Source organism: Rickettsiales bacterium (assembly GCA_041396965.1).
Classification (GTDB): Bacteria; Pseudomonadota; Alphaproteobacteria; order Rickettsiales; family SXRF01; genus SXRF01.
This window is the reverse complement of sequence record JAWKXN010000001.1, coordinates 433,294-459,686: the sequence shown is the minus strand read 5'-3', so window position 1 is coordinate 459,686 and position 26,393 is coordinate 433,294. Positions and strand designations below refer to the sequence as shown.

The window sequence follows — 26,393 nt, the reverse complement described above, 5'->3', positions numbered from 1 at the left end:
TAGTGTTATAATGTCTCGTAATAAGGAGATGCCTTTGAAAACGGTTTCTATTCAGCACGCACAACAAAACTGGTCAGCACTGCTTGAGCAGGTAAAAACTGAGCCTGTTACTGTAGTAAGAGATGATGAGTTGTCCGCTGTGATGCTCTCTTATAAAACTTATAAAGAACTTACAAAAAACATCCCCGATTCAGACTAAGCGCCCGGATTTTTATACAGGGTGCGGAATTCCAGCGGCGCTGCTGCCGCGTCGATGCGCACCTTGTATTCCACCCCGTCAATCGTCCAGCCATCTTGCTGATCGAGGAACGGAGCGGCCACGCCGTCCAGATACCCCACTTCAATCGTATCAAACACATTTGGATCAGCTGCCAGATACCATGCGGTCGTTGAGGCATCATCCAAACGCGCATCCACGATGATTTCCGCCGCACCGCGCACCGGGTTAGGTTTGCGGCTGTTGGTTTGCGATGGATCAGTCTCTGAACTCATGAGCACCCGTGCGGTGTCCTCCTGCGCGGCAGGCACAATCAGGAACGAAGGCCGGATATTCAGCGTCGCCTTGCCATCTTTCTGCGTGCGCATAGCGGTGCGGGCAGCCCCAACACTGGCAGCGGCAATCGCAGCGCCACTTCCAGCGAGGTTTTTGTGATCGGCATGGAATAAGGCCGTGCCGTCACTCATGGTGGGATTGCCAGTTAAAATACTGAACACCAGATCACCGACCGTGCGGGCAGCGGCACGCCCCATCTTGCGCGGGATTTCCGTGAACGCTGTCAGATCATCATTGATGATTGCTTGGCGGGTTATGGAAAATAGTTTCCCATACGTTGCCAGCTTGATGGGTTCTGCACGCTCACCGATGGTGCCATGCTTATATTCACCGCTTTCGGGGATTTCATCCAGCGAATCGAACACGCACATACCCACGCGGGAGTGCGTTTTGAAATCCGTCAGATTGCCGGTGCGGGTGAATTGCTGGAACACTTCCTCCGCTTCGTCATAGCCGCGCAGCATGGCCTTTCGTGCATTATTTTCCAGAATCTTCGGGAAATCACTGCTGGAGTGCGTGAAGGCACGCGCTGCCAGCTCGCGCTTGTCCATGTGTTCGGTACGCACGCCGCGCAGTTCCAACGACTTACGCGCCATCTCCAGCAAGGTGTAGCCCATAAGCTCGGTGGGTTTCGTGTCCTTGGCGGCAATGCCAGCACGGAAGGCAATCGCGTCTTCGGCGGCACGGGAGAATTTCTCCACGTCCGATTCACCGATTTCGATCCGCTGGTTGGTGGCTACCGGTTCCTCACGCGTACCAATCGCTTCCAGCAACTGTTTACGCGCTTCGCCAATGGTGACTTCGGGGTTATCGAGGCACTGATCGCGCAGCTGTCCATAGTCGCCGTGCTTTTCAAACAGGGTGCGGATGTCGCTACGGCGTTTCTTTTCCGCCTCCAGCGCACGCTTTGCGCCTTCGGCCATCGCGTTATCCTGCACGGCGCGGATGTCTTCCGCCTCCGTGCGCTCCGGGGTTTCAGTTACTTCAGGCATGGGATTCTCCTTTTGGTTAAGTTGGGGTTGTGATGCTGGAGGGGTTTCCTCCAGACTCCGGCCAACCCCAACGGTGGGATCAGCGGGAATATCGACCAGCGAGATTTCCATCGGCATCCAGCGGATGACGCGGTAAGTCGCGGGTTTGTCTTTGGGTTCTTCGGTGATTTTTCGCTCAACGATGCGGTAAGCCACCGACACATTACGCAAAATGCCGTCGCGCACGTCCTGCCAGATGCCTTCAGCGTCTGCACGGCGGCTCAGGCGAATTTCCGCGTATCCACGCCCATTTTCGATCCATGCGCGTTCCACCACGCCGATACGGTTTTCGCGTTCGCTGCGGTCATGGTTATACAGCACCGGCGCGGAGTTATTGAGGCGTGAAAGATCAACCTCGCTTTTTTCATGCCCCAGCACCTCCACCCAAGGTTCGCTGAAAAACGATTGGCGTGTGACGGGTTCCTCCGAAGAAAAAGAAAGCCGCACGAGGCGGCTTTCTTCATCCACGACCGACCGGGAGGCAAGTTCAGCCGTTCGTGTTAGTATTTCCGGTTCCTTCGTCATTATCTGGTTCCTCCTGTTTGGGTTCGGGTTTTGCTGATCCGCTGGAGCTGGAGAAGCTGATTCCAGCTTCGCTTTCCTGCATGCGTTCCTGTTTGATTTGCTCGAACACATCCTGCGGATTGCCGCCGCGTTCGCGAATCACCTGCGAGCGAGATTTGAATCCGGCCTGTACGGATTTTTCCTCCGCCGTGACTTCCTTCTGCGGGTCAATCCAAGGCATGGTGGGACCTTGAAAGCTGGCTTTTTTTAGCGACAACGGATTGATCTCTGCCTCTGGCACCTCAAGCTGGCCGGATAAAATGGCCATTTCCACGAACCGTTCCCAGATTGGCCGCACGCAGCGCTCAATGAAATACTCGCGCATCACTGCATAGTGGACGGATTGCTCCACCAGTTCCTGCCGCTGGGCGCTATAGGTGCCGTTGTAATCTTTCGAGATGCTGGAAAAGCTGGTTGCTGTGCCAGCCGCCACCGCCCGCAGCTGCGAATTACGGAATTGCTCCAGCATTGCGTTCGGACGGTTGCTATCAATCATCCCGATTTCTTCACCCGGCAGCAGATTGTCGAAGATCATGCCCGGCTGCATCTTCATTAAGCGGTTGCCTGCATCATCGACTTTCGCGGCGCTCATGGGTGCATCCATGTTTTTACGCACATAAGCGCAAATGCTGGCCGCCACCTTTGCCGCCAGCCGCTCAGAGAGTTCATAATCCTTAATATCCTCCATGCGGGTGAGGACACTGGCAAAGATGGAAACGCCGCGTGTCTGCGCGATACGATCCACCGTTTTTAGGTGGATGATCTTTTCCGCCGGGAAGCGCTTAGTGTCCTGCTTGGTGACAAAGCGATGATTGTCGCCGGGATGCTCCTTATAGAGGTAATAGGCAAGCGGCCTGCGCCATGCGTTCTTTTCCACCCCGTGTATGATCCGCTTTTTCAGGTCGCTGAAATCGAACGGAAGATAGTCCGCTTCAATCAGCTCCAACGAATACGGAACCAGCGTGCCGTGATTGATCGTGTTGCTCGTGCCTTCGATATGTTTCACCAGCACTTCACCGTCCCGAAACCAGCACCGCGCCAGCAGGCGCAGCATGTGGTTCCAGTTCAGTTCCCGCGTTACTTCAGGAAAGCGCGTCCATTCTTCCCATAGCTCGATCAGTTGGTCATTAATCGGTTTGGCCAGTTCGCCATCGGCACGCTTCACCTGCGGCTCAATGGTGATGCCACGCCCAACCACATTATTGACAAGGCAATTCAACACCCCACGCGCCAGATCATGGTTTTCATCCAGATAGCGAGCTTGCAAGCGCAGTGATTCCCCGGCGCGTTCCATAATCGCATCGCCGGAGCCATTATCTCCCTTGATCTTCCGCAGGCGCGAGGGCTGGCTGGCTTCATAGGCACGCTGCGCTTGCAGAATGCGCCGCGCCGTTTCCCGTCGCAATGCCGCTTCAGGCGCAAACACCTCTATGGTTTTGTCGAAAAGATTAAACATCGCTGAAATCCGCCAAGGCTGCTTGTTGGTTATTTTGTATGGTCTGTTGGAAGGCCTGCACGCGCCGCTCCCAATACTGAATCTGCTCCCGTATCTCGCGGGTATTGGCCAGCGTTAGGCTGCGCCCGTTCATGGAGTAGCTCTGGCCTTTGGCCACAGCCAAATCCGCCGCGATCCACGCATCGAGCGCCGTTTGTGCTTGAGTAAGAGTGAGTGCCATTGATGTCCATCCTTGCTATTTATTGTTATCCGGTGTATAATTGAGCATAAATAAGGAGTTATGCTTATGAACGTCTCACTCACGCCGGAACTAGAACAGTTCATTGAATCTAAAGTAAAAAGTGGCTTCTATGGCTCTGCCAGCGAAGTCATCCGCGAAGGTTTGCGCCTTTTGGATGAACAGGACACCATCAAGAAGAAACGCATCGAAATGCTAAATCTTGAAATCGACAAAGGCTTGTCTTCCCTGAAATCCGGCAATGTGATTTCCGGGGAAGAAGCAATCCGCCAGTTAAAAGAGCGCCGCGCTTCTTACAAACAGGCTTAGTAATGGCCGATTTTGTTCTGACGATTGAAGCGCAAGACGACCTGATCGCTATTCAGGACTACATTGCTCTGGATAATCCCACGGTTGCGGCACGCGTCATTGATGAGTGTTTCGAATCTTTCGCAACACTTGCCGAACAGCCTTTCATTGGTCACAAGCGGGAGGATTTAACCTCACGCGAGGTACGCTTTTGGAGTATCTATTCCTACCTGATTATCTATGACGCCACCACGCAGCCCATTTCAATCGTCCGTGTATTAAGCGGTTATCGCGACATCACATCTCTCCTTTAGTTAAAGTTCCAATCGTCGTAGCTGATCCAGTGATCGGCCTGTTTTTCCGGCGGTGTTTCCTTCGGTTTGCTGAGGCGCTCGCGCTCCATCTCATGCACCAGCGCCGCAAGGTTAGGGTTCAGAATATGCAACGCCGCCAGCGCATACACCCGGCAGTCCAGCACCTCGTTGCGGTGGCCTTTCGGCAGCACCCATATCCGCGAAGGATGACCGTTCACGAATTTGGTCTGCACGCGCTCGGACGTCAGTTGCCGGAAGTATTCCTCCGGGTATTCCGCCGGAAAGTGGCAGTAACCCGCACCCGGCTGGTGAATCCGAAGCCGTGAATAGATCATCTGCTTGGCCGTATCGGTGCCGATGGTAAATAGCTTCACCCGTAGCTTGTTGGAGCGACTGAATTTGCTGACCAACGGCTTGCCGGTTTGCGATGCACCTTTGATGGCGAAAATCCGCTCTGCCTCCCGCGCTTTGCAATATTCATAGACTTTCTGCGTATGGTGGCCGCCAGTGTCCACACACGCGCAGCCGATATTTAGCACGCTGCCGTCCACGCGCTGCATGGATTGCCGCAGCACCCGGTCGAGTTCTTCCCATACTTTCGGTTGAGCCGGATCACCGTGCAGCACATGGTATTGCAATGACCAGCTTTCCTGCCCGATGCCCCAGCCAACTACTTCCGCCTCCAGCCGGTCGTCCTGCACATCCACGCCAGCAGTTATCACCGCCACGCCGTCGGGAACAATCCGCCCCCAGTTTTCCTTGCGGTTCAGCAATCCTTTCGGATCAACGCCTTCGGTCGCTTCCTTCCACGTTTCGCCGAGGCTGGTATTCACCCAGACTTTCAGCGTTTCCGGCAGGCGCTTGGCCTTCAGGAAGTTGGCCACCATCTCTGACCAGCGCACCCACGGGCTGTAAATCTCCGAGATATGGAAGCCCGCGATGCCGTCAAATTCCGCCTGCGCCCGCCATTCGCCCCGCGCCAGCATCCAGAGCTTATCGCTATCTTGCAGCTTGGCTTTGCAATGCTCACACTCACAATGAGCTGATGCGGGGTCTTTCTTATCGAATTTAATATGCGACCAGCTGAGCACCTGAAATGCGCCGCATTCCGGGCAAGGCACGAAGAATAGCCGCTGGTCGCTTTGCTGAAAGCGGGCTTCTATTTTGCTTTCACCCTCAATCGTCGGCGTGCTGGCCGATACCAGAAGCCGGTTCCAGAAGGTGGTGGTACGTTTCTGCGCCAGCGAGCCGGGATCACCCTCAGAACCGGCGGAGGTTGGATAGCGGTCTTCCTCATCAAGTAGCACAATCCGTATCGGGCGGCTGGCCAGCGATGACGGGCTGTTAGCTCCCGCCATCGTCAAATGCCCGCCATTGAATTTCTTATGCAGCAGCGTGTTGTCGCTGTTGCGGCTTTTCGGGTCTTTGAACAATTCCGTCAGCGCATCCGAATCGCGGATCATCGGCGCAAGCCGGTCTTTGCTCCATGCTTCTGCCATATCCAACGTTGGCTGAATAAACAGCGTCGGCGCTGGGTCTTGATGCACAAAATAGCCGAGGATATTGTTCAAAATCTCGGTTTTGCCGATCTGCGCCGATGTCATAAACACCACCTCGCGCACGCCGGGTTCATTCACCGCATCCATCATGCCGCGCTGATAGGGAGCACGATCAGTCCTCCACCTTCCGGGTTCGGCGCTTGCTTCCGGGCTTAGCTTTCGGTGTGCGTCCGCCCACTGACTTACCGTCAGTTCCGGCGGCGGCATCCACACTTGCCGGACTTTCTGCTTCAGGCTCTGGTAGTTCGTCATCATCGCGGGCAAGTTCCGTCAAAGCCTCATAGATCGACGCTTTCAGAAACCGCTCAATCTCAGCGGGTTCCTTCAGCGAGGCGATCTGAAAGGCGGATTTACTGGGGATCGCAAGCAGGCGCATCCGGCAGGACGACACATGCTGCATCCAATCATGTTCAATGGTTTCAATCGGGATCAGCTGGCCGCGCATCTCTGCTACTTCCAGCTCGGTTTTATCGGCCTGCGCTTTAATCAGGCGAGCGCGTTCATGGTGCGTGTCGCGGGCAGTATCGCCGTTGCCATAGGCGCGTTCCTGCAAATACTGCACATAGTGCTGCACGCAGCGCACCAGATCGTATTTGCCCTTGTCGGCCTTGGGGATGATGCCATCCCGCGCCAGCTGCTGCACGCGTCGCTCGGTCAGGTTCAGGAACCGCGCAATCACGGCGACTTTGTGAAGAATCTGCATGGGAGGTTCCTATCATGACGTGATAATCCACCCCGCGAACTCTCCAAACCGAAACCATTGAACTGCATTTTCTCCGAGTAATGCGGGGTCTAGCGGGCGCTGCACCCCACCGAGGGATAACTCTTTGGCGATGATCTGCTCCGGCAATACACCGGCGGCCATTTTGCCCGCCAGTGTCAGCCGCCACAGAACCGTGGCCTGATAGCCTGTTGCTGCCTCGCATTTATCGACAATCACAATCGCGCCACCGGGCTTGAGTGATGCCTTGAGCTTGGCAATGAAGGCCGGACGCTCATGCACCGGCATAAACATCAACACCAGATAACACACAGCCACATCAAACGGCTCAAAGTGATAGCGGCAGGCATCCATCTGCACGAGATGCTCTTTGCCCGGTCCCGCATATTCCGCGCACATCTGGGCGCTTGGCTCAATCGGGATCAGCTTGGCCTGTCGCTGGGTGAGTGCAGGCTCCAGCGCCGCACCGATATTGCCGGTGGATGCGCCAATATCATAGACCAGCCCGTTTTGCGGAATGTAATGGCGGGCGATATGCACCACCGCGCCGGTGACGAGATCATACCACGGCAGTTGCTCGCGCACATGCTGGTTAAAGCTCTGCGCGACACTGGCATTCTCAAACGTCCATTCCTTGGGGATGTCCATCAGGGTTTCGGAAGTTCTGTCCATGTTTCATTCTCAAATACTTTGATCGACGGGATGCCATACTCGGCATACATGCTTTGCGTTTTTGGGTTGCTCTCAATCGCCAGATACTGGCTGCCATTGCTGCCATGCTCCGGGAACACCAACTGCTCCAGCATGATGCGCTTGGCGATATGCGGCGGTTTGTAATAGCGATTAAAATGCGCCTGCTGCGGCACCCATCCGGCCTTGAAATACAAACTATCGAGCGTGGCCTGCTTATGTTTCTCAGGCCGCGCCGTCATCAGAATCGTGTGATACGGAGCCACCAGACTCACAAGCCAGTTGCGGTACGTCTCATGTTGTATTTGCAGGGCGAAGGGCTTGTGTTTTTCATGGCTGTTAGCAACCAGCGTGTAATTCAGATCAAGTAGAATGATCATAACTTTATTCCTAACCGGCTGGAAAAGGCCTGCTTTGCTTCTTCGACCAGTCCCATCCGCGTGCCGTCAGGATAGGGTAAATCGAACTCAAATTCGAGCGCTGCTTTTAGTCTTTTCGCACTTATCTTCCGTGGCTTAGCGCAGATTGCCTGCACATTCTGATTGCACTCATCCACCTTCACCAATTCAAAGAACTGCTTGAACAGATCGTAGAACTCTTTTTGGCTATGATACTTCTGCACCTTGGGCGAAGTGGCGATGTCGCCCAGCGTGATCCCGTCCTCATAATCCAGCTGGAACAACACGCCGCTGGATTGGCGCTCATTAAGTGAGTGATAGCCATTCAGCTGCTTGATATTGATATGGTTACTGGCCGAGGCCACCGCATACAGCCGTGTTTGCTCCTGTGCCAGCGCTGCGCAGATGCAAACAATATGCTCCCGATCCGCTTTGAACGGCACGCTGTTCAACACGCTGGAGATAAAAATCGAGGTGTAATGCAGTTGATCCGTGCCAATCGCGTGCAAAAACTCCCGCGTGAGTGCGAGGCTGGCTTCCTTGTCGATCTCATTGGTTTCGCCCACACGGTACGGCTCAAATGGCGTGACGGTAATGCCGAGTTTCCGCAGGATGCGGGTTTCATGCAAATGGCCTGCGCCAAAATCCAGCACGCAGCGGCCAAACTTGGCAATCCAGCGATCCCGGTTTTCCGGCTGCGTAACATCAAAACTTTTCGAGGTAGCATCACCCGCCACTGCGAAGATGAATCCACGTCCCAAACTGCCGCGCACCTGACGCAAGCGCCGAAAAGAATTATGACGCAGCAAATCCTCGTAGCGATGATGAATGTCAAAATCCATCGAGAGGTAATTGAGCATTGCTTCGGCAAGAGCACCTTCTGTGTCACTTACAAACACTACCGGCACTTCGGATTCGCCCAGCTCTGCATAATGCTGCAAACGGCCAATGCCATTCACCACCCGGTAGTCCCGCGTAGCCACAATCGGCATGGCAAGGCCGCGCCGCTTCAGTGTTTTGGCCAGATTCAGCGCGTAATTCTTCCAGCGTCCCTGATTGGCTTTGAGAAACGGTGCAATCGGGTGCGGTTTGGCACTGAGGCAAGGATAGAACTCCGGCGTATCGGGCGTTTTGTCCGGGATATTCTCAGCCAGCCGGATCACATCTGCCGCTTTGAGGTGATCATTGATCTTAGCCACGGTGTCGCTTTGCCCCAGATCATTGGTAGCGCGGTTAAAGACGATGTTCACGCCTTTGCGCTCCGCTAAATCCATCGGGCGGGTGATGAAAAGCGGCACCTGCTTTGCACCCATGCGGCAGGCCACATGATGACGCTGGTGGCCAGAGATGATTTCTCCATCCGGCGTTGCATATAGCGGCAACAGGAAACCCAGCTTCCGCAATGACAGCTCAATCAAATCCAGCCGCGCCGAATCAGCCACGCGCGGGTTATAGGTCGAGGGCGCAATCTCGCTCACATTTACCAGTTTCATAATCCTAACCTGCGTTTCAGTTCTGCAATCACTTCTTTTTTCTCAAATCCCACCTCCTGCTTCATGGCCTCCAGCCATTCCAGATATTGCTCGCGTGGGATGGGGAATGTGTAGGCACCAATGCGGGCGGTGGTATCCGCTTCCTCGATGTCGCCGTCCTCGTCATCGCCAAAGCCATCTTCCAGCAAATCCTCCAGCGAAGCTTGAATCTCCTTCAGTTCTTCAGCATTGAAGCCCAGCAGATCAGCATCAAAAGCAGCATCATTCAGCTCGGTGATCTCCAGCTGAAGCAGCGCCTTGTCCCATTCTGATTCTTCGCCAACGCGATTATCCGTGATCCGATAGGCCTTGATCTGTTCTGGCTTTAGCTCCGTGGCCACATGCACCGGCACCTTTTTGAGCCCCAGCCGCTTGGCTGCTTCAAAGCGCACATGCCCAACGACAATCACCATGTCGTTGTCGGTGACAATCGGCTGGCGAAAACCAAATTCCTTGATCGAAGCAGCGACTTTCTCAATCGCATGGGCATTGATCCGAGGATTCCGCGCATACGGAATCACCTGATCTATCGCAACCAGTTCTACTTTCATTTTACACCTCATTTCGTTTTTTTAGGCAGGGCATTTCGTTTTTTGATTTTGGGTTATCGTTGTTTCTCAGATGGATGTGCTGAAAAAAACGAAACGAAATCGAACTTTTGAAGCTGGCGCTGGAGAAATTCCGCGCTCGCGGCGTACCCGTAAGGGGGTGCCGTGGAAGGACCCGACGCCCGCCCATCACTCAACCAACTGAAAAACAATAGAAAACAGCGTTGATTGCAGTTGCACGCCTGTTATCGTTTCGCATATTAAACAACTGTTATTGAACGATAAACAGCATGAAACACGCCGATTACGCCAAAAATTTTCGTAAAGCCTTTGATGATCTCTCTTACCGTCGCAGTTGGCACGATGCCTTCCGCGATTTCATCGAGATCGCTGCCTGCACCATCCATCAAGAGCCATATTTCTACGGCCATCTCGATAAAGATGATGACTATGACCGCATCGAGCAGCGTTACCTCGACACCATCAAGAAATACACACGCGAAGAGATCGACCTGATTGTCACACTCTACAGCACGTCGCTCATGGCCTTACGCACCAGCGAGCAGGACTTCCTCGGCCAGCAATATATGGACTTGGAAGTCAGCAATAAACATAACGGCGAGTTCTTCACGCCCAACGAAATCAGCCGCATGATCGCCAAAATGCAGATGCACGGCATCGGCAGTAAGATCAGCGCACAAGGTTACATCACGCTTCAGGAACCAGCTTGTGGTGCCGGGGTGATGATCATCGAAGCCGCCAACGCCATCCGTGAGGAAGGCCATGACCCGTGTATTTCCCTATTATTCCAAGCCATCGACATAAACCGCACCTGCTTCAATATGGCGTATTTCCAACTCTCAGCGCTTTGCCTGCCGGGAGTGGTTATCCACGGTGACACCCTTCGCATGGAGCAATGGGAATCTCGCGCCACCCCGCAATGGAAGATGATGCAGAAGCATGGCGTATCCGCCCATCTGCTTCCCAATGCAATCCAGCCAATTACACCCGCACAAGCAACATTAAACCTATGAGGAAACAATGCTAAACACATGCGCCACCAACAAAATCGCCGCACTCAATGACAACTTCCGCCAGACCTATTGGGGCGGCAAGGTGATGACCACGCCCGGCATCAACGAATTATCCGAAGATACCCAGCTTGCCATCTTCCGCGCTGTTTCTGATTACGACGCATTCACCGAGGAGAACGATCCCCACGGCGAGCATGATTTCGGCAAGATTACAGTGAACGGCCATGATTGCTTCTGGAAAATCGACTATTACGACGCCCGTATGGAATATGGCTCTGAAGACCCGACTAATCCTGATGTAACCACCCGCGTGCTGACCATCATGCTCGCGAGTGAGTATTAACGCCTGATCCGCGAGATATAATAGGCAAGATTCTGCATAAACTCCTTCGGCAGGCGATCCTGCACCGTTCGCTCCATCACACTTGCATTCTCCCGTTGCTTAAATAACTGCATAATACCGGGACCAAACAGCTGCTTTAGCGGCAATCGCTTTCCTGATTTCCTGACATAGACCGTAGTTTTGTTCGATCCCTTCTTTTGTGGTGCGATGAACGCGCCACGGTAGGTTTTTGTCTTTCCCCATGCCTTGGCTTTCACGGGACCACGTTTGCCACCGGGCTGCTGCGTCGGCTTTTTTGATCCCACCACAAATTCGATGAGCCGGAGAGGATGATCACTTGCTACCAGCGCCGCCCACAAACGCCGCACAGTCGATTTACGGGTTTCGATACGTCGTTTTACCCCAGCTTGCCTGCCGCCCATCTGTGGGGCTATATAGCGGGCGCTGGCTGTCTTAGCACTTTCGGCCACCCGGTTTAACGTGCGAACCGTGGCTTGCGGCACTGCCTGCTTCTCAAGCGCGTTCAATCCGCGCCGCAGCGACTTCAAATCGCGCTCGACTGAAATATCCGTAGGCATGATGATTTCCTGATTATAGGCCGATTGATTTCAGCCAAGCTATGTGCAGATCTTCTTCTTTGCATTGGAGGCGTTCTCCAGCAGTTCGGAACTTAAATAGATCATTGAAAAGGCCTTGTTCCATCTCATACGCCAAAGTTTCGTTTTCCCATGATTGAGTTCTAAATAATTCCCATTTTTCCCCAGTGATCTCATAAGGAATATGTTTGTTAATGTCCGATAACCTCTGTTTTACATCGACAGTATGTCCAATTTTCCAGCAATCACTTTTCCCATATCTGAGTGCATAAGTGACGCTCTTTCTTCCCAGCTCGCGCACAACTCTACTCGACCATGCGGAAGGTATAACACCGCGAGTGGGCTTGCCTCTTAGTAGTGCGGACTCGAGTTTCTTTAATTTTGCGACTGCTTCTGTTTCTGGAATCAAAGCCTCTTCAGCTTGCAAAGCCATAATAGCGGAGGTGTCATCCTCATTAAGCAACACCGCCTGAGTAGTTGCGTTATATGGAAGCTGTTGAGCCAACACATCTTTTAACAATGGCTTTGATGGGAAATACCATGCACGAGTCATTGCCAATGCTTTTGGCCAACGGTAATTGCCGTGAGCATCATAATCATGAGGCCGGATTTCGGATTCATCCAGTACAGTCAGTGTGTCCACCGCTATACGACCAATCTGTGCAATTCCAAGTAATCGCCCTCTTTCGTTTTCTTCCGTCGGCTCTCCCTGAGTTCCTACAATCAAAATGACATCGCCAATTTCAGACTCTTTCAACAGCTTATCTCTATCGCCCTCCCTGACGAAGCTAATAACTGGATATGTTTCAGGACGAAAACCCCAAGTGCGTGTAGCAAAAATCTTCATATGGCATTTGTCCTTTATATAACTATAGACTTCCCGGAAGGATCAAAGCCTCGGCATTCATATCCGCCACCACCGCTTGGATAGCCCAGTTGATTCGAGATGATCCGTGTATTGCCGCGCATGTGATCATCGCATTCATGCGTATGACCATAAACCCACAGCACAGGATGGTGCGTATCAATTACTTCGATCATATCCAGAGAGTTAAATGCAGGCATCAAAAGGCTACTGCCATACTTGGTGTTAGGGTTTACCACCGGCGCATGGTGCGAGATCACCACCCGTGCGCCAGATAATGGTTCTGTAAACCAAGCCGCCAGCTTCTCTGCGAATGTCTCGTGCAGTTCCACCGTATGTTCTGGCGTAAGTGCCAGATCATCACTTTGCCTGATCTGGCGATAGTCATTCATTTGCGTTCTGGCTTCCAGCATGGCTTTAGCGTTACCACCGCTGAAATCCGTCCACATGGTGCCGCCGAAGAAATGCACGCCGTCCAATGTGACCGCTTCATCCTGAAGAAACGTAACATGAGGGTGTGTCTTGGCAAGCCAGTCCTTAAATTGCTCCGTATCGGGCAACATCGGGCGACGAGTGTAGAATTCATGGTTGCCAGCAACGAAGAGTACCGGCTTTTGCCATCCAGCTAGGAATTTCTCCAGCGGAGCATAATCCCTGAAGGTGATTATGTCACCGGCCAGAATCATCACATCAGCGTCACTATCGGTAGGCGGCAAGAAATCCGTCCCGAACTCCAAATGCAAATCGCTGTAGGTGATGATTTTCATGTTTATTTCTTTTTCGACCGTTTCTTTTTGTTCTTTTGATCTATCCGCAGCACGAATTCGGTGTAACCCATTAGATTTCTGGCAAGACGATGTGCGGTTTGATCATCACATGGGTGACGTTCCTTGATCATATCGACCAATTTTAGATAGGCCGCACCCTCGTAGGGGATTACAGACAATCCTTCGGAAACTTGTTTCTTTGATGGCATCGACTTATCTCGCTGTTTTTTCTTAACATAGCAGCTTATGCAGCGATAGCCAGCGGTTCAAAGGTAAAGCTCTTTCCATCCAGCTTGATAGGGCTCTCAAATATCTTGCCCATCTCATTCAGAGCATCTACAAAGGATACTAATCGGTTCGCTCCCAGTCCTTTGTCGAGCACCAACAATATTGCTTTTTTTCCTTTATTCTCATAGAATCACCCGATGCGATTCATATGTGATATTATTCGCCTTATCCGCGCCAACATGACCGTACAGGTATTGCTTGCCACTATTCTTGGTGTGGTAGCTGGTGTCGTTCTTGGTGAGAATGCTGCTTTTCTCAAAGTTTTTGGAATTACATTCATTAAAATAATTATCGGTTTTGTTGGGCTTCTGGTTTTTGTTTCCATCATAAACTCAATCGGTAAAAACCGTGATATATCATCACTTGGTAAAACTCTTGGAATCGCGGTGACAAGCTTTCTCGCTACCTCGCTACTCGCCCTTATATGGGCTAATTTAGTTGCCGGATTATGGAAGGTGGGTGATGGAGTCTCGCTAAACGCCACAGAGCTTACAAAAACACCAGAACCGATGAAATTTGAGCTTACCGAGTTTGTTCTACAATTTTTGCCAAGCACTAACCCGATAGACGCACTGGGTAGCGGCAATATGATTCAGGTAATCTGGTACGCGGCGCTTATTGGAATAGCCGCGATGCTCGTGCTTAATGAGGCGGAACGGAAAAATGACAGTCATATCATGGAGGTAGGAAATGTATTTTTCGCATTTACCGAGTTTATGGACAGATCGCTTCAGAAAATACTTATATATATCGTAAAATTCGCGCCACTTGGCGCGTTTGGCTCTATGGCATATAGTGTTGGAACTCACGGAGCGGAAGTTCTTATAGCACTGTCACAACTCACTGGAGCGGTAATATTAGCCATTGCTTTACACCAATTACTTATAACGGCACTAGTAAAATACACTCTTAAAATGCCACCGCTTCTCTTCGCTAAATCCATGCTGAAAGCGCAGTTAGTGGCGTTTTCCAGCTCATCAAGCGCGGCTACCCTTCCGGTTACTATCAAAGTGCTAACAGAAAAGCTTGGAGTGCCAGATAGAATCGCGACCTCCGTCGCCCCTTTGGGCGCGACTGTAAATATGGATGGTACACTCATTAATATCATAGTCTCTACTATATTTATAGCAAACGTAATGGGACATCCGCTTGATACCCATATGCTGATAACGGTTTCCGCCACTTCTCTGATGGCATCTGTAGCAACCGCCGCCGTACCTGGTGCTAGCCTAATAATGCTTGCTACCGTGCTTACGGTCGCTGGTCTGCCGGTAGAAGCGATTGGAATAATACTCGCGGTAGATAGGATACTGGATATGGTGCGTACCGCCTGCAATATCTACACTGATGGCTTTACCGCTGTGCTGGTAGCGCGGATGCAGGAAGAGAGAAAAAGTTAATTTTTTATTTACTACAAATTACCATTATGGTAAAAATATTGCGATATGGATTAAAATTTAGCAATATTAAGGTTTTATATGCAAATAGAAGAGCTGGTGGATTTTCATGGTGAAGACAGAAAACAAATAGATGAGGTAAAGAAGGCATTGGAGTGGGTAGCGTCTAAACAGGAAGGGTTACAAGCACTACAAAACGCAAAGAAACTTCATGGACAAAAACTGAATATCTTGGTTAACGAGGTGGATATTACAGATTGTGGATTTATCGTCCATAACGGTATGCCGATTATCCAAGTAAACCCAAAGAACGTACTAGCGGCTAAGTATCTTGATGATAACAACACGGAGCATAACTCCAGCTTGGAAAGGTTCCTAGCACATGAAATAACCCATGCGACACAGAAAAATGCAACCGAAGCAGCGCAGGAATATTTAAAAATACGCAGTAAATATTCTGATCCTTCGCAAATAAATATTCCTATGAAGAATTACCAGAACAGATTAAACGCGGTTAAGGGCAATTCAGAGTCATTGGAAAAAATTTTTTCAGAAATTTACGATAGGCATGTCCGCCCACAATCAGAGAAAATGATAGAGAGAGCAAACAAAGAAATTAAGAATAGCGATATTGCTATGGAATTCATAACTAATTATGAAGTTCCTGCTATTGAATTTGAAAATATGATGATGAAGAAATACAAAAATGAACTAGGCAGAACAAAAGATTATGCAAATTCTGCTGCCTTTGGTGACGAGGCGTGGGAAGTTAGCAAAAAGAGCTTTGTAAATGCTGCCACACAATCATTTATAGACAGTTCAAGCAAACAAAAATCGGGGCGATAAGGTGGTATATAATATTTTTTACCCCTATCTCCCTGAAATCTCCTACTCTCTTCTATCTCTGAAAAAAGCCTTAAGTAACTCACCGCATCTAGTTTCATCTATTCCGCCGTATATTTCCGGTTTATGGTGACAGGTAGATTGAGCAAAGATTCGCGCGCCATTTTCTACCCCACCACCTTTCACATCATACGCCCCGAAATAAAGCCTACGGATACGAGCGAAAGAAATCGCCTGCGCGCACATGGCGCATGGCTCTAAAGTCACGTATAAATCACAATCATTAAGGCGTGCTGTTCCTAAAATCTCACAAGCGGCACGAATGGCAAGCATTTCAGCGTGAGCGGTTGGGTCATTGTCTTTTTCCACCTTGTTATGGGCAGAAGCGATTATTGTTCCACTTCGTACTATAACCGCGCCTACAGGAACTTCCCCATTATCGCTAGACAAACCGGCTAGCCTAAGAGACTCTTCCATAAAATTCATGAGAGATCACACCTAAAGAAATTTACTTTTTCCTGAATGAGTCTAGGGAGACTATCTTATCGCCAGAATCCTCTTCTGAAGATATTTTTGTATCACCATCTTTTAATATATCATTTATATCAAATTCCTCTAATTCTTGCTCAAACATTTCCGAAGACTGGAATTGCAAACCAAACTTTATGCTTGGATCAGCAAATGCGGTAAGAGCGGCAAATGGCACGGTAAGCTTTTCAGGAACCCCACCGAAGGACAGCGTAACACTGAACTGCTTATTATCAACCTTAAAATCCCAGAACTGATACTGTAATACTATGGTAATCTCTTTTGGATATTTCTGATGGAGCTGATCTGACATTTTAACTCCTGGATAGCCAGTAAGATAAGAAACATAAAAATGATGCTCGCCGGGAAGCCCCTCTTCCTTAACTTTTTGCAAAACGCTCCTCACCACACCACGCATAGCCTGATCTATTAAATAAGTATAGTTAATTTTATCCTCAGACATATAAATTTTCCGTGACAATACAATTACATGATATATAGGAACAGTCTATATATTTAGACAAGAAAAGCAAGTTATTTATAAAATCCACCAAGCTAAAAAATATTATTTTTTGGTAAGTTAAGCTAGAATGTTACAAAAATTTATCGCAATTATTAAGCGGAACGGGTTTCTGTTACCCGGTACCCGTTCCAATGACCGTGTCACATACTAGAGTATGCTATGCGCCGTTAGGCAGCAACAGCAACTTCTACGACTGCGTTGTCGTTAGCAGCGACTAGTGCAACGTTATCGTTAGCATCTATAATTTTGACCTGATTCCTGCCTGCACCAAAGGTTTCGGCACGGCAAGACGCCAGTATCATCACGGACAAAAACAACACCTTTACTACGTTTGTCGATCCTGAATCAGCCCCACCAAAATCCGCTGCCACTTAAGTGGACTCAGGTGGAGCTGCCGGGCTCTGCCCCCGGGTCCAATCCGCTTATTCTGAATTGCGTTTATTGTCATAGTTACATAAGTAACAGTGCGATTATACTATATTTTTATATGATTGTGAAGAGTCAAATTGACCTGTATTTAGGTAATTTGTATAGTGAACCATATAAATCATCATGAGGAATATAGATATGGCACAAGCAAGTATTCATATAAAGGAAGATTCTGAAAATAAAGAGATAGTTGATGTAAAGATTTCACCAGAGTGGAAACCTTATTTACAGGATGAATTCATAAAACCATATTTTCAGCGACTCATACATTTTGTAAGAGAAGAAAGGAAATATTATAATATATATCCTCCGGCGGCACTTTATTTTAACGCCTTTGAGCAATGCCCATTTGAGAAGGTTAAAGTTGTTATTTTAGGACAAGACCCTTATCACGGACAAGGACAAGCCAATGGCTTATGTTTTTCCGTGAATGATGGTATTCGTTTTCCACCATCACTTAACAATATATTCAAAGAAATCCTTTCCGATCTCGGCAACCCCATACCCACAAACGGAAATTTAGAACGCTGGGCAAAACAAGGGGTTTTATTACTAAACGCGACGCTTACCGTGCGGGCGAGTTCCGCTGGCTCACATCAAGGCAAAGGCTGGGAGGAATTTACTGATGCTGTTATAAAAAAAATATCCGATGAAAAAGAAAATATCGTGTTCATATTATGGGGAGCTTACGCCCAGAAAAAAGGAGCGGTAATTGACAGAGCAAAGCACCATGTATTGATGTCCCCTCACCCGTCACCATTTTCCGCTGATAAAGGATTTTTTGGCAACAGACATTTTAGTAAAACCAATGCTTACTTGAAAAGTGTCGGCAAAGAAGAAATTGATTGGTAGCATTTATAACTGAGCGCGCAAACCTTAGAATTCATATGAGGCAACGGTAATTTTAACCAATTTACAGCCAGCCAATTCCTTGATTTGTTTATAGAAAAACATATAACAACCTGAAAATCAACTAACATCTTTACATATAGTTAATTTTTTGCAATATTTACTTCTATATAGGGAGATAAATAATTGCAACTTACAGTTCACCATAAATTTCAACCATTATCCGCTCAAGACGGTGGTAAGCAGCACCGTTTTTCTTGGCATGAGTGGGATGCTAGTAGCAAGCAGTATGAATTTATAGCTCACGCTATGTATCAGTCTGGAAATGATGAAATTTCTGTCTCTAATGGTACAAAAACGAAGCGTGGAGAAGTGTTAAGGCTGCAATTTTCTGAAGATGGGAAATGCGAACCGACAAATGGTGTTGAAATTAAGGTTGATGATAAAAACTGGAAAGCGAGTGATTATCAAAAATTAGCCAACGACGTTTTACATGAGCTTAAAACTAACGGCAACACTGGAGAAAAGCTTAATGATAAACAAAAAGCCGCTGCGCTTACCCAGCTTGCCTCCCTATATAATCTTATGGCTACTCAATATGGTGATGTATTTACTAAAGGAATAAAAAAAACTTCTAATAATCCCGATAATAATGAGTTAAAAGATTCTATTGATGAATTAATTACCGACCGCAAACTGCGTACGGTATCCAAATATTTTCAAAATATAGCAGAAAGTGTGTTACAGGGAAAAGAACCAGAAATAGCTTCTTTAACGCTTCCGCAAGAGCCAGAGCGGGAAAGCATACCGAAATATCTTATACATCACGGCATTATAGCAGAAAATGGTAAAAAAGCTCACCCGTTTATTATGTATAAAAGAAAAGAGCATTTTACTATTCCTCCTGATCCTGACCCACATAGTAAGGATTTTCCCTACAATAAAATAGCTGAAGCGATGTATATATCTGGTGAGCTTGGCGAAAAAATAGCCGTGTTTCCTATGGACGCAAAAAGTCCAATGAACATTGACCTGAGTAAAGGCCTTAAACTAAGAGCAAGGCTTGGTGAAGAAGCTATGAGGCAACCTATAAACCGAAATACAATACAATCACTTGTTGACCCAGTTCCTGTCATCCAAAACGCTGAAGAGATTAAAAGAGGAATAGAACAAGGAAATGTTAATCAGGATCAAGCAATTAGCGCACTGATTATGCTCGCTTCACTGAACAGGTTGGTTGCCACCAGATATAATGGAGAATTCGGCTATCATCCTGATGGCAAAAAAATGTCTCCACATTTTTTTGATGATGATAAGAGTGATAAAGATGCGCAAGCCGCAATATCTCATGCAGCTAAGATAAATCAAGGTAAGAATAACAGTTTTGATGTCATGTTAAAAGGTGGTCATATGTATACTCGCCCCATATTAATATCTGATTCAAAATCACTGGATAATTTTATAAGGGATAATAAATTTGAAAGAGAAGCCGATTCTTATCTCGCTGCTGCTGCAGGTATGATGTCAGGTAAATCCCTTGAGGAATCAACTGAGGCGGCAAATATTCCGAAATGGACTCTGGACAAACACATCGGAAGAAATAGCAAAATAGCGTACAGATAGAAATAATCACTCCCGAACAAAAGCCCCACACTTCTTTGCCAATCCGGTTTTATCATCGGTTTGCGCATAAAGCCCGTAAAGGCTTGCTTTGCCTTTTGCCGCTTCCATCTTTTTACCTTTGTGTATTTTGCTTAAGAACCGTTCAAGAGGGATTTCCGCGTCAAAGCCAATTACAGAATCATAATCACCACACATCCCAGCATCGGTTTGATAGGCAGTGCCTTTAGGAAGTATCCGCGCGTCCGCTGTTGGCACATGGGTGTGGCTGCCTACCACCACACTTACCCGCCCGTCCAGATATTTACCCATCGCGGTTTTTTCCGAAGTTGCCTCAGCGTGAAAATCAAGCAATATTGAGGTATTATTTCCCAAACGGTATTTCTCCAGAATCTCATCAGCGGTAAGGAATGGACAGCGTGTATGTTCCTTGTGAAAGACTTGCCCTAGAAGATGTATTATTAAAAGCTTACGACCATCAGCAAGGCTCAACAGATAATTACCTGTTCCAACTGTTTTTACCGGAAAATTCTCAGGACGTAGCAAACGTTTCTCCTGTGCTAGATATGGTTTTATTTCCTTTTGCTGATCCCATATATGATCACCACCGGTAATCACATCCACCCCACAGGCAAAAAAATCCTTAGCGATTTGCGGCGTTATTCCAAACCCGCCCGCTGCATTATCACCATTTACGACAACTACATCCAATTCCATTTCCTTGCGCAGGTTTGGAACTTCTTTTATAATAGCGTCGCGCCCACTACGCCCAACAACATCTCCTAAAAATAATATTTTCATGCGAATTTAAGTACTTTCTTTTCCGTAACCACTATATCCATACTCTCATCGCCATTATGTATAGCTATACTATCAATCCGTTGCGCTTCGTAAGCCACACCAACAACCAATAAATTTTTATTTTCCTTACGCAACTCCTTAATTGTCGTGTCATAATAACCACCACCATAGCCAAGCCGATTACCATTGCCATCAAAACCTACCATCGGGCAGATTACAATATCTGGTGCAAGCTCCTTCGCGCTATCCTTAGGCTGCAACACTCTGAATTTTCCAATGATTAGTTCCTGTTTCTCTGAATATTCTAAAAAACGCAATATTTGCGAATTATCAGACACAACCGGTAGAGTAACTTTTACTCCTCTGTCTTTTAATTCATCCAGTAAGTCATCTAGGTTTACTTCCCCGCGTATCGCTTGATAGCCAGAAACTATACTAGCTTGTGGAATAATATCAGACAAAAAACCAGCGATAGCAACCGAAGCTGATTTTGCTTCTTCCTGCTTAATGGACTGTCTTTTGGCTAACAACTCTTTACGTAAATCTTCCTTACTGACAGTCATTTATAATATTTATCCAGCCTATTTCTACAATTTCAACACCAACAGTTATTTCAGAGACTGTTCTCTAATCCTCTATTATCTCGTCTCCGTAAAAATCTACTGATTTTTACATGAGACATCGCTTAGGACTGACTCGGTCTACTGACCTCGTATTTTATTAATGAACGGAACCACCATGACCGTCGGCTTAACAAGTCGCATGCGACCGGTAAGTAAAGGTGGGTGCCATATGTACGAGGGCAAGACCCTCACCAGAGACAGCTCCCTAATTAAAATTATTGGTCCAAGGAACAATGTGCCAAACGTATCGGGCAGAACCGTCCGCACGCATTCTAGCTGATTTGAAGACTATCGGCAATCTTTTCTATACGCTGGGCGATTTCCTCAATCGTTGTCGCGATAGCATCATCAATTCGCTCACCTTCATCTATGACCTGTCCGCCACCTTGTTCTATTATCGCCCGATATTTCTTGTTTTCCTCAAGGATTTTGTTAATTTCTTTTTTATTTTCAATCAGTTCATCAGCCATAGTCACAGATGCCATGAGCAGCCCCATAACCTCGGAAAGACCACCGCCTACCCTGCCCGCAAGCTCACGAATAAGGTCATCCACATCATCACCAAGCGTGCGAAGATGCTCTTCCTGCCCATCATCACAAGCTAACTGGTATGATTTTCCATTAATTTTTACGTCAACAACCGCCATTTACGCCTCCTTATACACTGGTAAAATACACATTTATCCATGAATTGTCACAAAAACTTCACGCAAATTTACAGAAATTAATATATCATGGTAGGGTGATAGTATTTTTACAAGAAAAAACAGATAGATAAACATGGCAGAAAATAAGATACCAAAAGATCTCGCGGATGATATAGCGCGGAAGACTAACGAGAAAGCTACTCCCGAGCAGCAGAGGGCTATATTGAGCGTACTTGAAAATGACCTTAATATTCCACAAGAGCGGGCGGCGAAGGCACTTGCCGAGTTGCATTCGAAGAATATGCAAACTGTGGATGGTGATGGGAATACCGTAACATTCCATCAATTTAACCAAGCTTTGCAAAGAAATCCCAAGGCTAGGGAATATGCCACCGAGTACCAAAAAACCTTGTATGAAGTAGCAAAAACAACCAGACATGTAGAAAATACGCAAGGACAACAAAGTGATACGAATCTAACCCCAGCACAGCAGGCTTATCAGGCAACGACCGATGGGGTTACCGAAAAAGTCGCGATACAGCTTAAGGAAAATGGTGCGGTGTCAGCTATAGGGAGTTTGCTTGGTAAGGATGTAGCGGAGCCGTCAACCAATGAAGAATATACGCGGATCGCTAATGAGCTGATAGAAAAACGACAATTTACCGCGAAGGGTACGGATGGAAAGGACGTAACTGTAACTATCGTGGAAATTGATGGTAAGCTTGGTGAATTGAAGGAAAGCAACCCAAAAATGCCCGCGGGTATAGTTAAGGGACTTGGCGCGAATTCGGTTGATGAGTTAATTCCAACTAAGGAAAAGCGAGCCGCTATCGGCAAGGCGGTGGCTGATGGGGTAGAAGCGAATAGTGGGTTATCCTTTATGGGAATAATAATGGGAATAATCGGACTGCTTACCGGCAAAGGCTTTACAGAAGGAGTAGCGGAATATCAGGCTGGGAATATGGCATCCGCCGTTTCGCATAATTTGCAACAAAGCGGGATAAACTTAAGTAAAGAGGAAATCTCTGATATAAGTAACGGCGTAAAACATAAAGTTATGGAAGTCGCCGGTGTTGAGATAGATGATAAAGATGTTAAAAAACCAAAAACATTAGCGGAAACTCCGTTCCATGAGAACAGCCCCGCTCATACCCAACCACAGAATAAAGCGGAACAGGGAGTTGATCAGGGTCAAACAGAGCAACAAGGGCAAGGCACACAGCATACAGAAAAGCCTAAAGATTTGGGTGGGCAGGAAACTAATACTAATATGAATAAAGCTATGGCGGCGGCTCTCGCGGAGGGTCTTGTAAGAAGAAAGCCACCTGTCCCTAAAGATTTCGCTGGTAGATCAAGCTCTCAGGAAACTCAGGTGGCTGACGCTGGCAGCAAAGAATTAGATGGAAAAAATACAGGTGAGAAAAACGTACAAGAACAAAAAGCTCATGAACAGACGGTAGAGATGGCTAACACTAAAGCTACCGTTAAGAAAATAGTAAACCAGTTAGTGCCAGACGGCACAGAAGGCAAAGACGCTATTGCAGAAACAGCGACAAAGCTTGCTAATAAACATAAAAACCTAGTAAATAATCCAAAACTATTCGCTAAAGCTATAGCGAAAGATCTATTAAATCCTGATGACCCTACCGATCGTACGGCTATGCTCGCTGCTGACTCTATTCGTAGAGCTGGACAAAAACAACTTGCTGAGAAAACCGGCGGAGTAAATATAAGCGCGAATGATAAAACTTTAATAGATGGCATTAATATACCAATGCTTGGAATAAACATCCCTGGAATGGCGCAGCGTATGGAAGAAACTCTTACGGATAAGAATGGAAAGCTTCAAAAAGAACTGCAGAATTCTTTTGTTATGGATGAAGCGACAAAAGTTCAACAACAAGCTAAGGCAGCAGGCGTAAATGATAATCAGAAAGCCACTAACCTCGCGATGAGAGCGCCTCAACAAACGCAGCAACAAGGCGCAGCAAAATAGTATGGGTGGGAATGTAAAAAAACTTAATTTTGAATATACAACGATGAAGGACGTGGTGTCAGATATAGTTGATGGTTCTATGCCGCTTGCTGGTGAAGGAAGAGAGGCTGTTATTACCGTTATGACAAAAATTATCAACGATAATAGTGAGCATATAGGTAACCCAAAAAAATTATCACAGATTATATCCAGAAAATTACTATCAGCGGATAGCTCTGACCCAACAGCTATGTTAGCGGAAAAATCTATCCGTGAAATGGCAAAAGAGGAAGCCTTAAAAGAAAAGCCAATTATGGTACCTAGTATTGCTGTAAAAAAAATGCTTACTAATAATAACATAATAAATGGAGCCGCTGGGAAGGCTGGCTTAGCTCATTATTTGGAAATTGAGCTTATCAGAAACAAACGGTCTTTACTTGGCATAATTGCCAATGATAACGTAATGGTAGAAACTGAAAATATGCAAAAATCAGGGGTAGTTACGGCTAACAATGACAGGTTGGTTGTAATTCCACATAAAATCAAATCGCTATCAAATCGCCCCTATTTATCATAACATATTGAATAAGCATATTTTACTGTTGTTATAATAGTGTAACAATTGTTTTTTCGGCGCTAGGCATATGTTACATAAACTTCACACTATTTTATAAAAAATCAGTTAGAATGATAAGATAGGAATTGTAATAACACGAATAATAGACAATGAGCGAGTCCGTAGAAAATACCAAAAAATCACTTATGGAACCGATCGTTCTGAAGGTCGGTCATGAACTCAGGCGGCACTATAACCTGCTTCAGGCCCTGCTGATGTTTGGTGGTAATTCAAAAGACTCTGTAGAGATAGTCGATATAGACAAGCTAAACGATCAGGATTTTAAGGATATGGCAACCCTTGCCATGAAAAATCGTTCATTATCTCTTAAAACAACGGATGGCGAAACTAAAGAAATCAGTTTTGATGAAATTAACCGGCGCATAGCGTTATTGCAGGAAAACCACCGAAAAAAACATAATCTTGATGGTTTTAACCTTGATGCGCTGATACCCAAAGAAGAGACCATAGGTAAAGTGGCAGATACGATAGATACTGCTCAGACAGAAATAACAACCTCACCTCTTAATATGTTAATCGTATTCGCCGTAGCGCTATTTAATTTCTTTGCCAATGGACTCACAGGAAAAGGGTGGGATTTTAACGCAGCGAAAGCGGAGGCGGCCTCTTCTCACGCAACAAAAAAAATAAACAACAAACTAGTGGAATTAGCTGAGAAAGATCATGATGTTTATAATTTCCTCGCGCAAGAAAGCCCGAGTAAAACCATACAACATGACGCTTCCGGCAAAGTTATAGTGGAAGAACCCAAAAACGTATTAGATAGCATAAACGCTACTGTCCCAGCGGAAGTATATAAAAAATTTGGGCTTGACGTACCGGAAAAATATCAAGTTCCTAAAATAGATAAAAATCTTATAGCGACCGCCGTACCGATACCGGTTCCCGATATTCCATTAGATTCTATAATCTCAAAAGTAAGGGATGGTGTCCGCTTCCCAGAAAAGAATGGCGAGAAAGGTGACCTTGCGGATGAGATAGCGACAAAGATTTTCGCTGGTTCAAAAAAAGCGGAAGAGCAAGCACAGGCGGAAAATAAAGGAACATCTCTATTTAACCCAAAAGATAAAACTGAGGCTTACATTAAAGCCACTCTTACTAACGCGCTTGCTCTTAACTCAAAAAGTGAGGCGGAAAAATTTAGTAAAATAACTGCTGACGCTATAGCTGATGGTTTTGAGGCGGCGGTAAAAGATCCCGACTTCATCAAACTTAAAGACAAAGAAGCGGCAGCGGAGTTTATTGCGCAAAAGGTTGAAGAAAAACTGGAAGCACAACGAAACAACCTAAAAATCACTAAAACCTTGACTGGCAGCGTGGAGGCTATGGCAGCAGGATTAAGGACTAGTGGCAATGGGAGTTCGCTTCCAGATAGTCATTCCAGTAAAAAAGGACGAGTCTATTCTGTGGTTACCCTTGATACTAAATTTGAGGATGAAAACGGCAGGACAGTCACGGTAAAAGAAAATATACTAGATGAGGTTCGTAAAAACATAACCCAGAAAAATTTTGGTGAACTGATGACAGCCGCTGGTATGATTGGCGTACAAAGAGAAAAAGAGCAAGGTAATAACCATTTACCAGAAAATCAGCTTCAAACTAAAGCAAAAGAAGCGGCAAATGGAAACCAGTTTGATGTTAGCGATGCCAGCAGCTATAACGGTATTCCTACTACAACTATCTCCACTAGAGAATCCGAGCAACGCCAAGTTTGAGTAGCAAAAATATAGCTGTGT

Annotated in this window: 29 protein-coding genes and 2 other RNA genes; 12 read left to right on the top strand and 19 right to left on the bottom strand. The window is 47.1% G+C overall.

Features of this window, described 5'->3' with window-relative positions; translation table 11 throughout:
- Positions 1-10 precede the first annotated feature (10 nt).
- Positions 11-199 (top strand): type II toxin-antitoxin system prevent-host-death family antitoxin, encoded by a 189-nt coding sequence (locus tag R3D71_02345; GenBank protein ID MEZ5690488.1) that lies wholly within the window; start codon positions 11-13, stop codon positions 197-199.
- Here R3D71_02345 and R3D71_02340 read toward each other — a convergent pair.
- From R3D71_02340 to R3D71_02330, 3 genes are read right to left on the bottom strand one after another with little or no spacing between them, the layout of a single operon-like run.
- On the bottom strand, positions 196-2,109 hold the full coding sequence (locus R3D71_02340) for a Mu-like prophage major head subunit gpT family protein (protein ID MEZ5690487.1): 1,914 nt from the start codon (positions 2,107-2,109) through the stop codon (positions 196-198). The two genes, R3D71_02345 and R3D71_02340, sit on opposite strands and share 4 nt — an antisense overlap.
- Positions 2,072-3,604, bottom strand: coding sequence for a phage portal protein (locus R3D71_02335; protein ID MEZ5690486.1), 1,533 nt, complete (start codon positions 3,602-3,604; stop codon positions 2,072-2,074). The genes R3D71_02340 and R3D71_02335 overlap by 38 nt, the downstream gene beginning before the upstream one ends.
- The gene (locus R3D71_02330) at positions 3,597-3,824 is read right to left on the bottom strand and encodes a DUF6148 family protein (GenBank protein ID MEZ5690485.1); all 228 of its coding nucleotides are present in this window, start codon (positions 3,822-3,824) and stop codon (positions 3,597-3,599) included. The genes R3D71_02335 and R3D71_02330 overlap by 8 nt, the downstream gene beginning before the upstream one ends.
- Before the next feature lie 66 nt (positions 3,825-3,890).
- Here R3D71_02330 and R3D71_02325 point away from each other — a divergent pair, with 66 nt between their 5' ends.
- Positions 3,891-4,151: a type II toxin-antitoxin system ParD family antitoxin gene (locus R3D71_02325; protein ID MEZ5690484.1), complete on the top strand. Its 261-nt coding sequence runs from the start codon at positions 3,891-3,893 to the stop codon at positions 4,149-4,151.
- A 2-nt stretch (positions 4,152-4,153) separates the two neighbouring features.
- Complete coding sequence (locus R3D71_02320; GenBank protein ID MEZ5690483.1) at positions 4,154-4,444, top strand: type II toxin-antitoxin system RelE/ParE family toxin; 291 nt, start codon at positions 4,154-4,156, stop codon at positions 4,442-4,444.
- Here the strand turns inward: R3D71_02320 and R3D71_02315 are convergent.
- From R3D71_02315 to R3D71_02290, 6 genes are read right to left on the bottom strand one after another with little or no spacing between them, the layout of a single operon-like run.
- Positions 4,441-6,093 carry a phage terminase large subunit family protein gene (locus R3D71_02315; GenBank protein ID MEZ5690482.1) on the bottom strand — a complete coding sequence of 551 codons (1,653 nt, stop codon included), beginning with the start codon at positions 6,091-6,093 and terminating at the stop codon, positions 4,441-4,443. The genes R3D71_02320 and R3D71_02315 overlap by 4 nt on opposite strands.
- Positions 6,094-6,115: 22 nt before the next feature.
- Complete coding sequence (locus tag R3D71_02310; GenBank protein ID MEZ5690481.1) at positions 6,116-6,706, bottom strand: hypothetical protein; 591 nt, start codon at positions 6,704-6,706, stop codon at positions 6,116-6,118.
- A 12-nt stretch (positions 6,707-6,718) separates the two neighbouring features.
- Complete coding sequence (locus R3D71_02305) at positions 6,719-7,396, bottom strand: class I SAM-dependent methyltransferase (protein MEZ5690480.1); 678 nt, start codon at positions 7,394-7,396, stop codon at positions 6,719-6,721.
- Positions 7,372-7,794, bottom strand: coding sequence for a hypothetical protein (locus R3D71_02300; protein ID MEZ5690479.1), 423 nt, complete (start codon positions 7,792-7,794; stop codon positions 7,372-7,374). The genes R3D71_02305 and R3D71_02300 overlap by 25 nt, the downstream gene beginning before the upstream one ends.
- Positions 7,791-9,305: a ParB N-terminal domain-containing protein gene (locus R3D71_02295; protein MEZ5690478.1), complete on the bottom strand. Its 1,515-nt coding sequence runs from the start codon at positions 9,303-9,305 to the stop codon at positions 7,791-7,793. Before R3D71_02295 ends, R3D71_02300 begins: the two co-directional genes overlap by 4 nt.
- On the bottom strand, positions 9,302-9,895 hold the full coding sequence (locus tag R3D71_02290; GenBank protein ID MEZ5690477.1) for a ParB N-terminal domain-containing protein: 594 nt from the start codon (positions 9,893-9,895) through the stop codon (positions 9,302-9,304). The genes R3D71_02295 and R3D71_02290 overlap by 4 nt, the downstream gene beginning before the upstream one ends.
- A gap of 287 nt (positions 9,896-10,182) precedes the next feature.
- Here R3D71_02290 and R3D71_02285 point away from each other — a divergent pair, with 287 nt between their 5' ends.
- Together R3D71_02285 and R3D71_02280 are read left to right on the top strand one after the other, a co-directional pair.
- The gene (locus R3D71_02285) at positions 10,183-10,926 is read left to right on the top strand and encodes an N-6 DNA methylase (GenBank protein MEZ5690476.1); all 744 of its coding nucleotides are present in this window, start codon (positions 10,183-10,185) and stop codon (positions 10,924-10,926) included.
- 7 nt (positions 10,927-10,933) lie between these two features.
- Positions 10,934-11,269 (top strand): DUF3768 domain-containing protein, encoded by a 336-nt coding sequence (locus R3D71_02280; GenBank protein MEZ5690475.1) that lies wholly within the window; start codon positions 10,934-10,936, stop codon positions 11,267-11,269.
- On the opposite strand, the gene R3D71_02275 is transcribed toward R3D71_02280, so the two are convergent.
- From R3D71_02275 to R3D71_02265, 3 genes are read right to left on the bottom strand one after another with little or no spacing between them, the layout of a single operon-like run.
- Entirely contained in the window at positions 11,266-11,847 is a 582-nt protein-coding gene (locus R3D71_02275) for a phage tail protein (protein MEZ5690474.1), read from the bottom strand. The genes R3D71_02280 and R3D71_02275 overlap by 4 nt on opposite strands.
- Positions 11,848-11,860: 13 nt before the next feature.
- The gene (locus R3D71_02270) at positions 11,861-12,712 is read right to left on the bottom strand and encodes a hypothetical protein (GenBank protein MEZ5690473.1); all 852 of its coding nucleotides are present in this window, start codon (positions 12,710-12,712) and stop codon (positions 11,861-11,863) included.
- 14 nt (positions 12,713-12,726) lie between these two features.
- The gene (locus tag R3D71_02265) at positions 12,727-13,497 is read right to left on the bottom strand and encodes a metallophosphoesterase (GenBank protein MEZ5690472.1); all 771 of its coding nucleotides are present in this window, start codon (positions 13,495-13,497) and stop codon (positions 12,727-12,729) included.
- Positions 13,498-13,922: 425 nt separating this feature from the next.
- Here R3D71_02265 and R3D71_02260 point away from each other — a divergent pair, with 425 nt between their 5' ends.
- Together R3D71_02260 and R3D71_02255 are read left to right on the top strand one after the other, a co-directional pair.
- Positions 13,923-15,185, top strand: coding sequence for a dicarboxylate/amino acid:cation symporter (locus R3D71_02260; protein ID MEZ5690471.1), 1,263 nt, complete (start codon positions 13,923-13,925; stop codon positions 15,183-15,185).
- Between the two features lie 78 nt (positions 15,186-15,263).
- Complete coding sequence (locus tag R3D71_02255; GenBank protein MEZ5690470.1) at positions 15,264-16,028, top strand: hypothetical protein; 765 nt, start codon at positions 15,264-15,266, stop codon at positions 16,026-16,028.
- Between the two features lie 42 nt (positions 16,029-16,070).
- Here R3D71_02255 and R3D71_02250 read toward each other — a convergent pair whose 3' ends face one another.
- From R3D71_02250 to ssrA, 3 genes are all read right to left on the bottom strand, one after another.
- Positions 16,071-16,502 (bottom strand): nucleoside deaminase, encoded by a 432-nt coding sequence (locus R3D71_02250; GenBank protein ID MEZ5690469.1) that lies wholly within the window; start codon positions 16,500-16,502, stop codon positions 16,071-16,073.
- Positions 16,503-16,533: 31 nt separating this feature from the next.
- Positions 16,534-17,016 (bottom strand): ClpXP protease specificity-enhancing factor SspB, encoded by a 483-nt coding sequence (locus R3D71_02245; protein MEZ5690468.1) that lies wholly within the window; start codon positions 17,014-17,016, stop codon positions 16,534-16,536.
- A 158-nt stretch (positions 17,017-17,174) separates the two neighbouring features.
- Positions 17,175-17,578: a transfer-messenger RNA gene (ssrA, locus tag R3D71_02240) on the bottom strand.
- Positions 17,579-17,643: 65 nt separating this feature from the next.
- On the opposite strand from ssrA, the gene ung reads away from it, so the two are divergent.
- Both ung and R3D71_02230 read left to right on the top strand, forming a co-directional pair.
- Positions 17,644-18,357 (top strand): uracil-DNA glycosylase, encoded by a 714-nt coding sequence (gene ung / locus R3D71_02235; GenBank protein ID MEZ5690467.1) that lies wholly within the window; start codon positions 17,644-17,646, stop codon positions 18,355-18,357.
- A gap of 183 nt (positions 18,358-18,540) precedes the next feature.
- Positions 18,541-19,977: a hypothetical protein gene (locus R3D71_02230; GenBank protein ID MEZ5690466.1), complete on the top strand. Its 1,437-nt coding sequence runs from the start codon at positions 18,541-18,543 to the stop codon at positions 19,975-19,977.
- 6 nt (positions 19,978-19,983) lie between these two features.
- On the opposite strand, the gene R3D71_02225 is transcribed toward R3D71_02230, so the two are convergent.
- The 4 genes from R3D71_02225 to R3D71_02210 form a co-directional block, all read right to left on the bottom strand.
- Positions 19,984-20,775: a TIGR00282 family metallophosphoesterase gene (locus R3D71_02225; GenBank protein MEZ5690465.1), complete on the bottom strand. Its 792-nt coding sequence runs from the start codon at positions 20,773-20,775 to the stop codon at positions 19,984-19,986.
- Entirely contained in the window at positions 20,772-21,338 is a 567-nt protein-coding gene (locus tag R3D71_02220; protein ID MEZ5690464.1) for a 5-formyltetrahydrofolate cyclo-ligase, read from the bottom strand. The genes R3D71_02225 and R3D71_02220 overlap by 4 nt, the downstream gene beginning before the upstream one ends.
- 163 nt (positions 21,339-21,501) lie before the next feature.
- Positions 21,502-21,659, bottom strand: a non-coding RNA gene (ssrS, locus tag R3D71_02215) — 6S RNA.
- Between the two features lie 11 nt (positions 21,660-21,670).
- Positions 21,671-22,045: a cell division protein ZapA gene (locus tag R3D71_02210; protein ID MEZ5690463.1), complete on the bottom strand. Its 375-nt coding sequence runs from the start codon at positions 22,043-22,045 to the stop codon at positions 21,671-21,673.
- Between the two features lie 133 nt (positions 22,046-22,178).
- Here R3D71_02210 and R3D71_02205 point away from each other — a divergent pair, with 133 nt between their 5' ends.
- The 3 genes from R3D71_02205 to R3D71_02195 all read left to right on the top strand — a co-directional run bounded on the left by R3D71_02205 (position 22,179) and on the right by R3D71_02195 (position 26,372).
- Positions 22,179-24,041, top strand: coding sequence for a hypothetical protein (locus tag R3D71_02205; protein MEZ5690462.1), 1,863 nt, complete (start codon positions 22,179-22,181; stop codon positions 24,039-24,041).
- Between the two features lies 1 nt (position 24,042).
- Complete coding sequence (locus R3D71_02200) at positions 24,043-24,597, top strand: hypothetical protein (protein ID MEZ5690461.1); 555 nt, start codon at positions 24,043-24,045, stop codon at positions 24,595-24,597.
- 149 nt (positions 24,598-24,746) lie between these two features.
- The gene (locus tag R3D71_02195; protein ID MEZ5690460.1) at positions 24,747-26,372 is read left to right on the top strand and encodes a hypothetical protein; all 1,626 of its coding nucleotides are present in this window, start codon (positions 24,747-24,749) and stop codon (positions 26,370-26,372) included.
- Positions 26,373-26,393 lie beyond the last annotated feature (21 nt).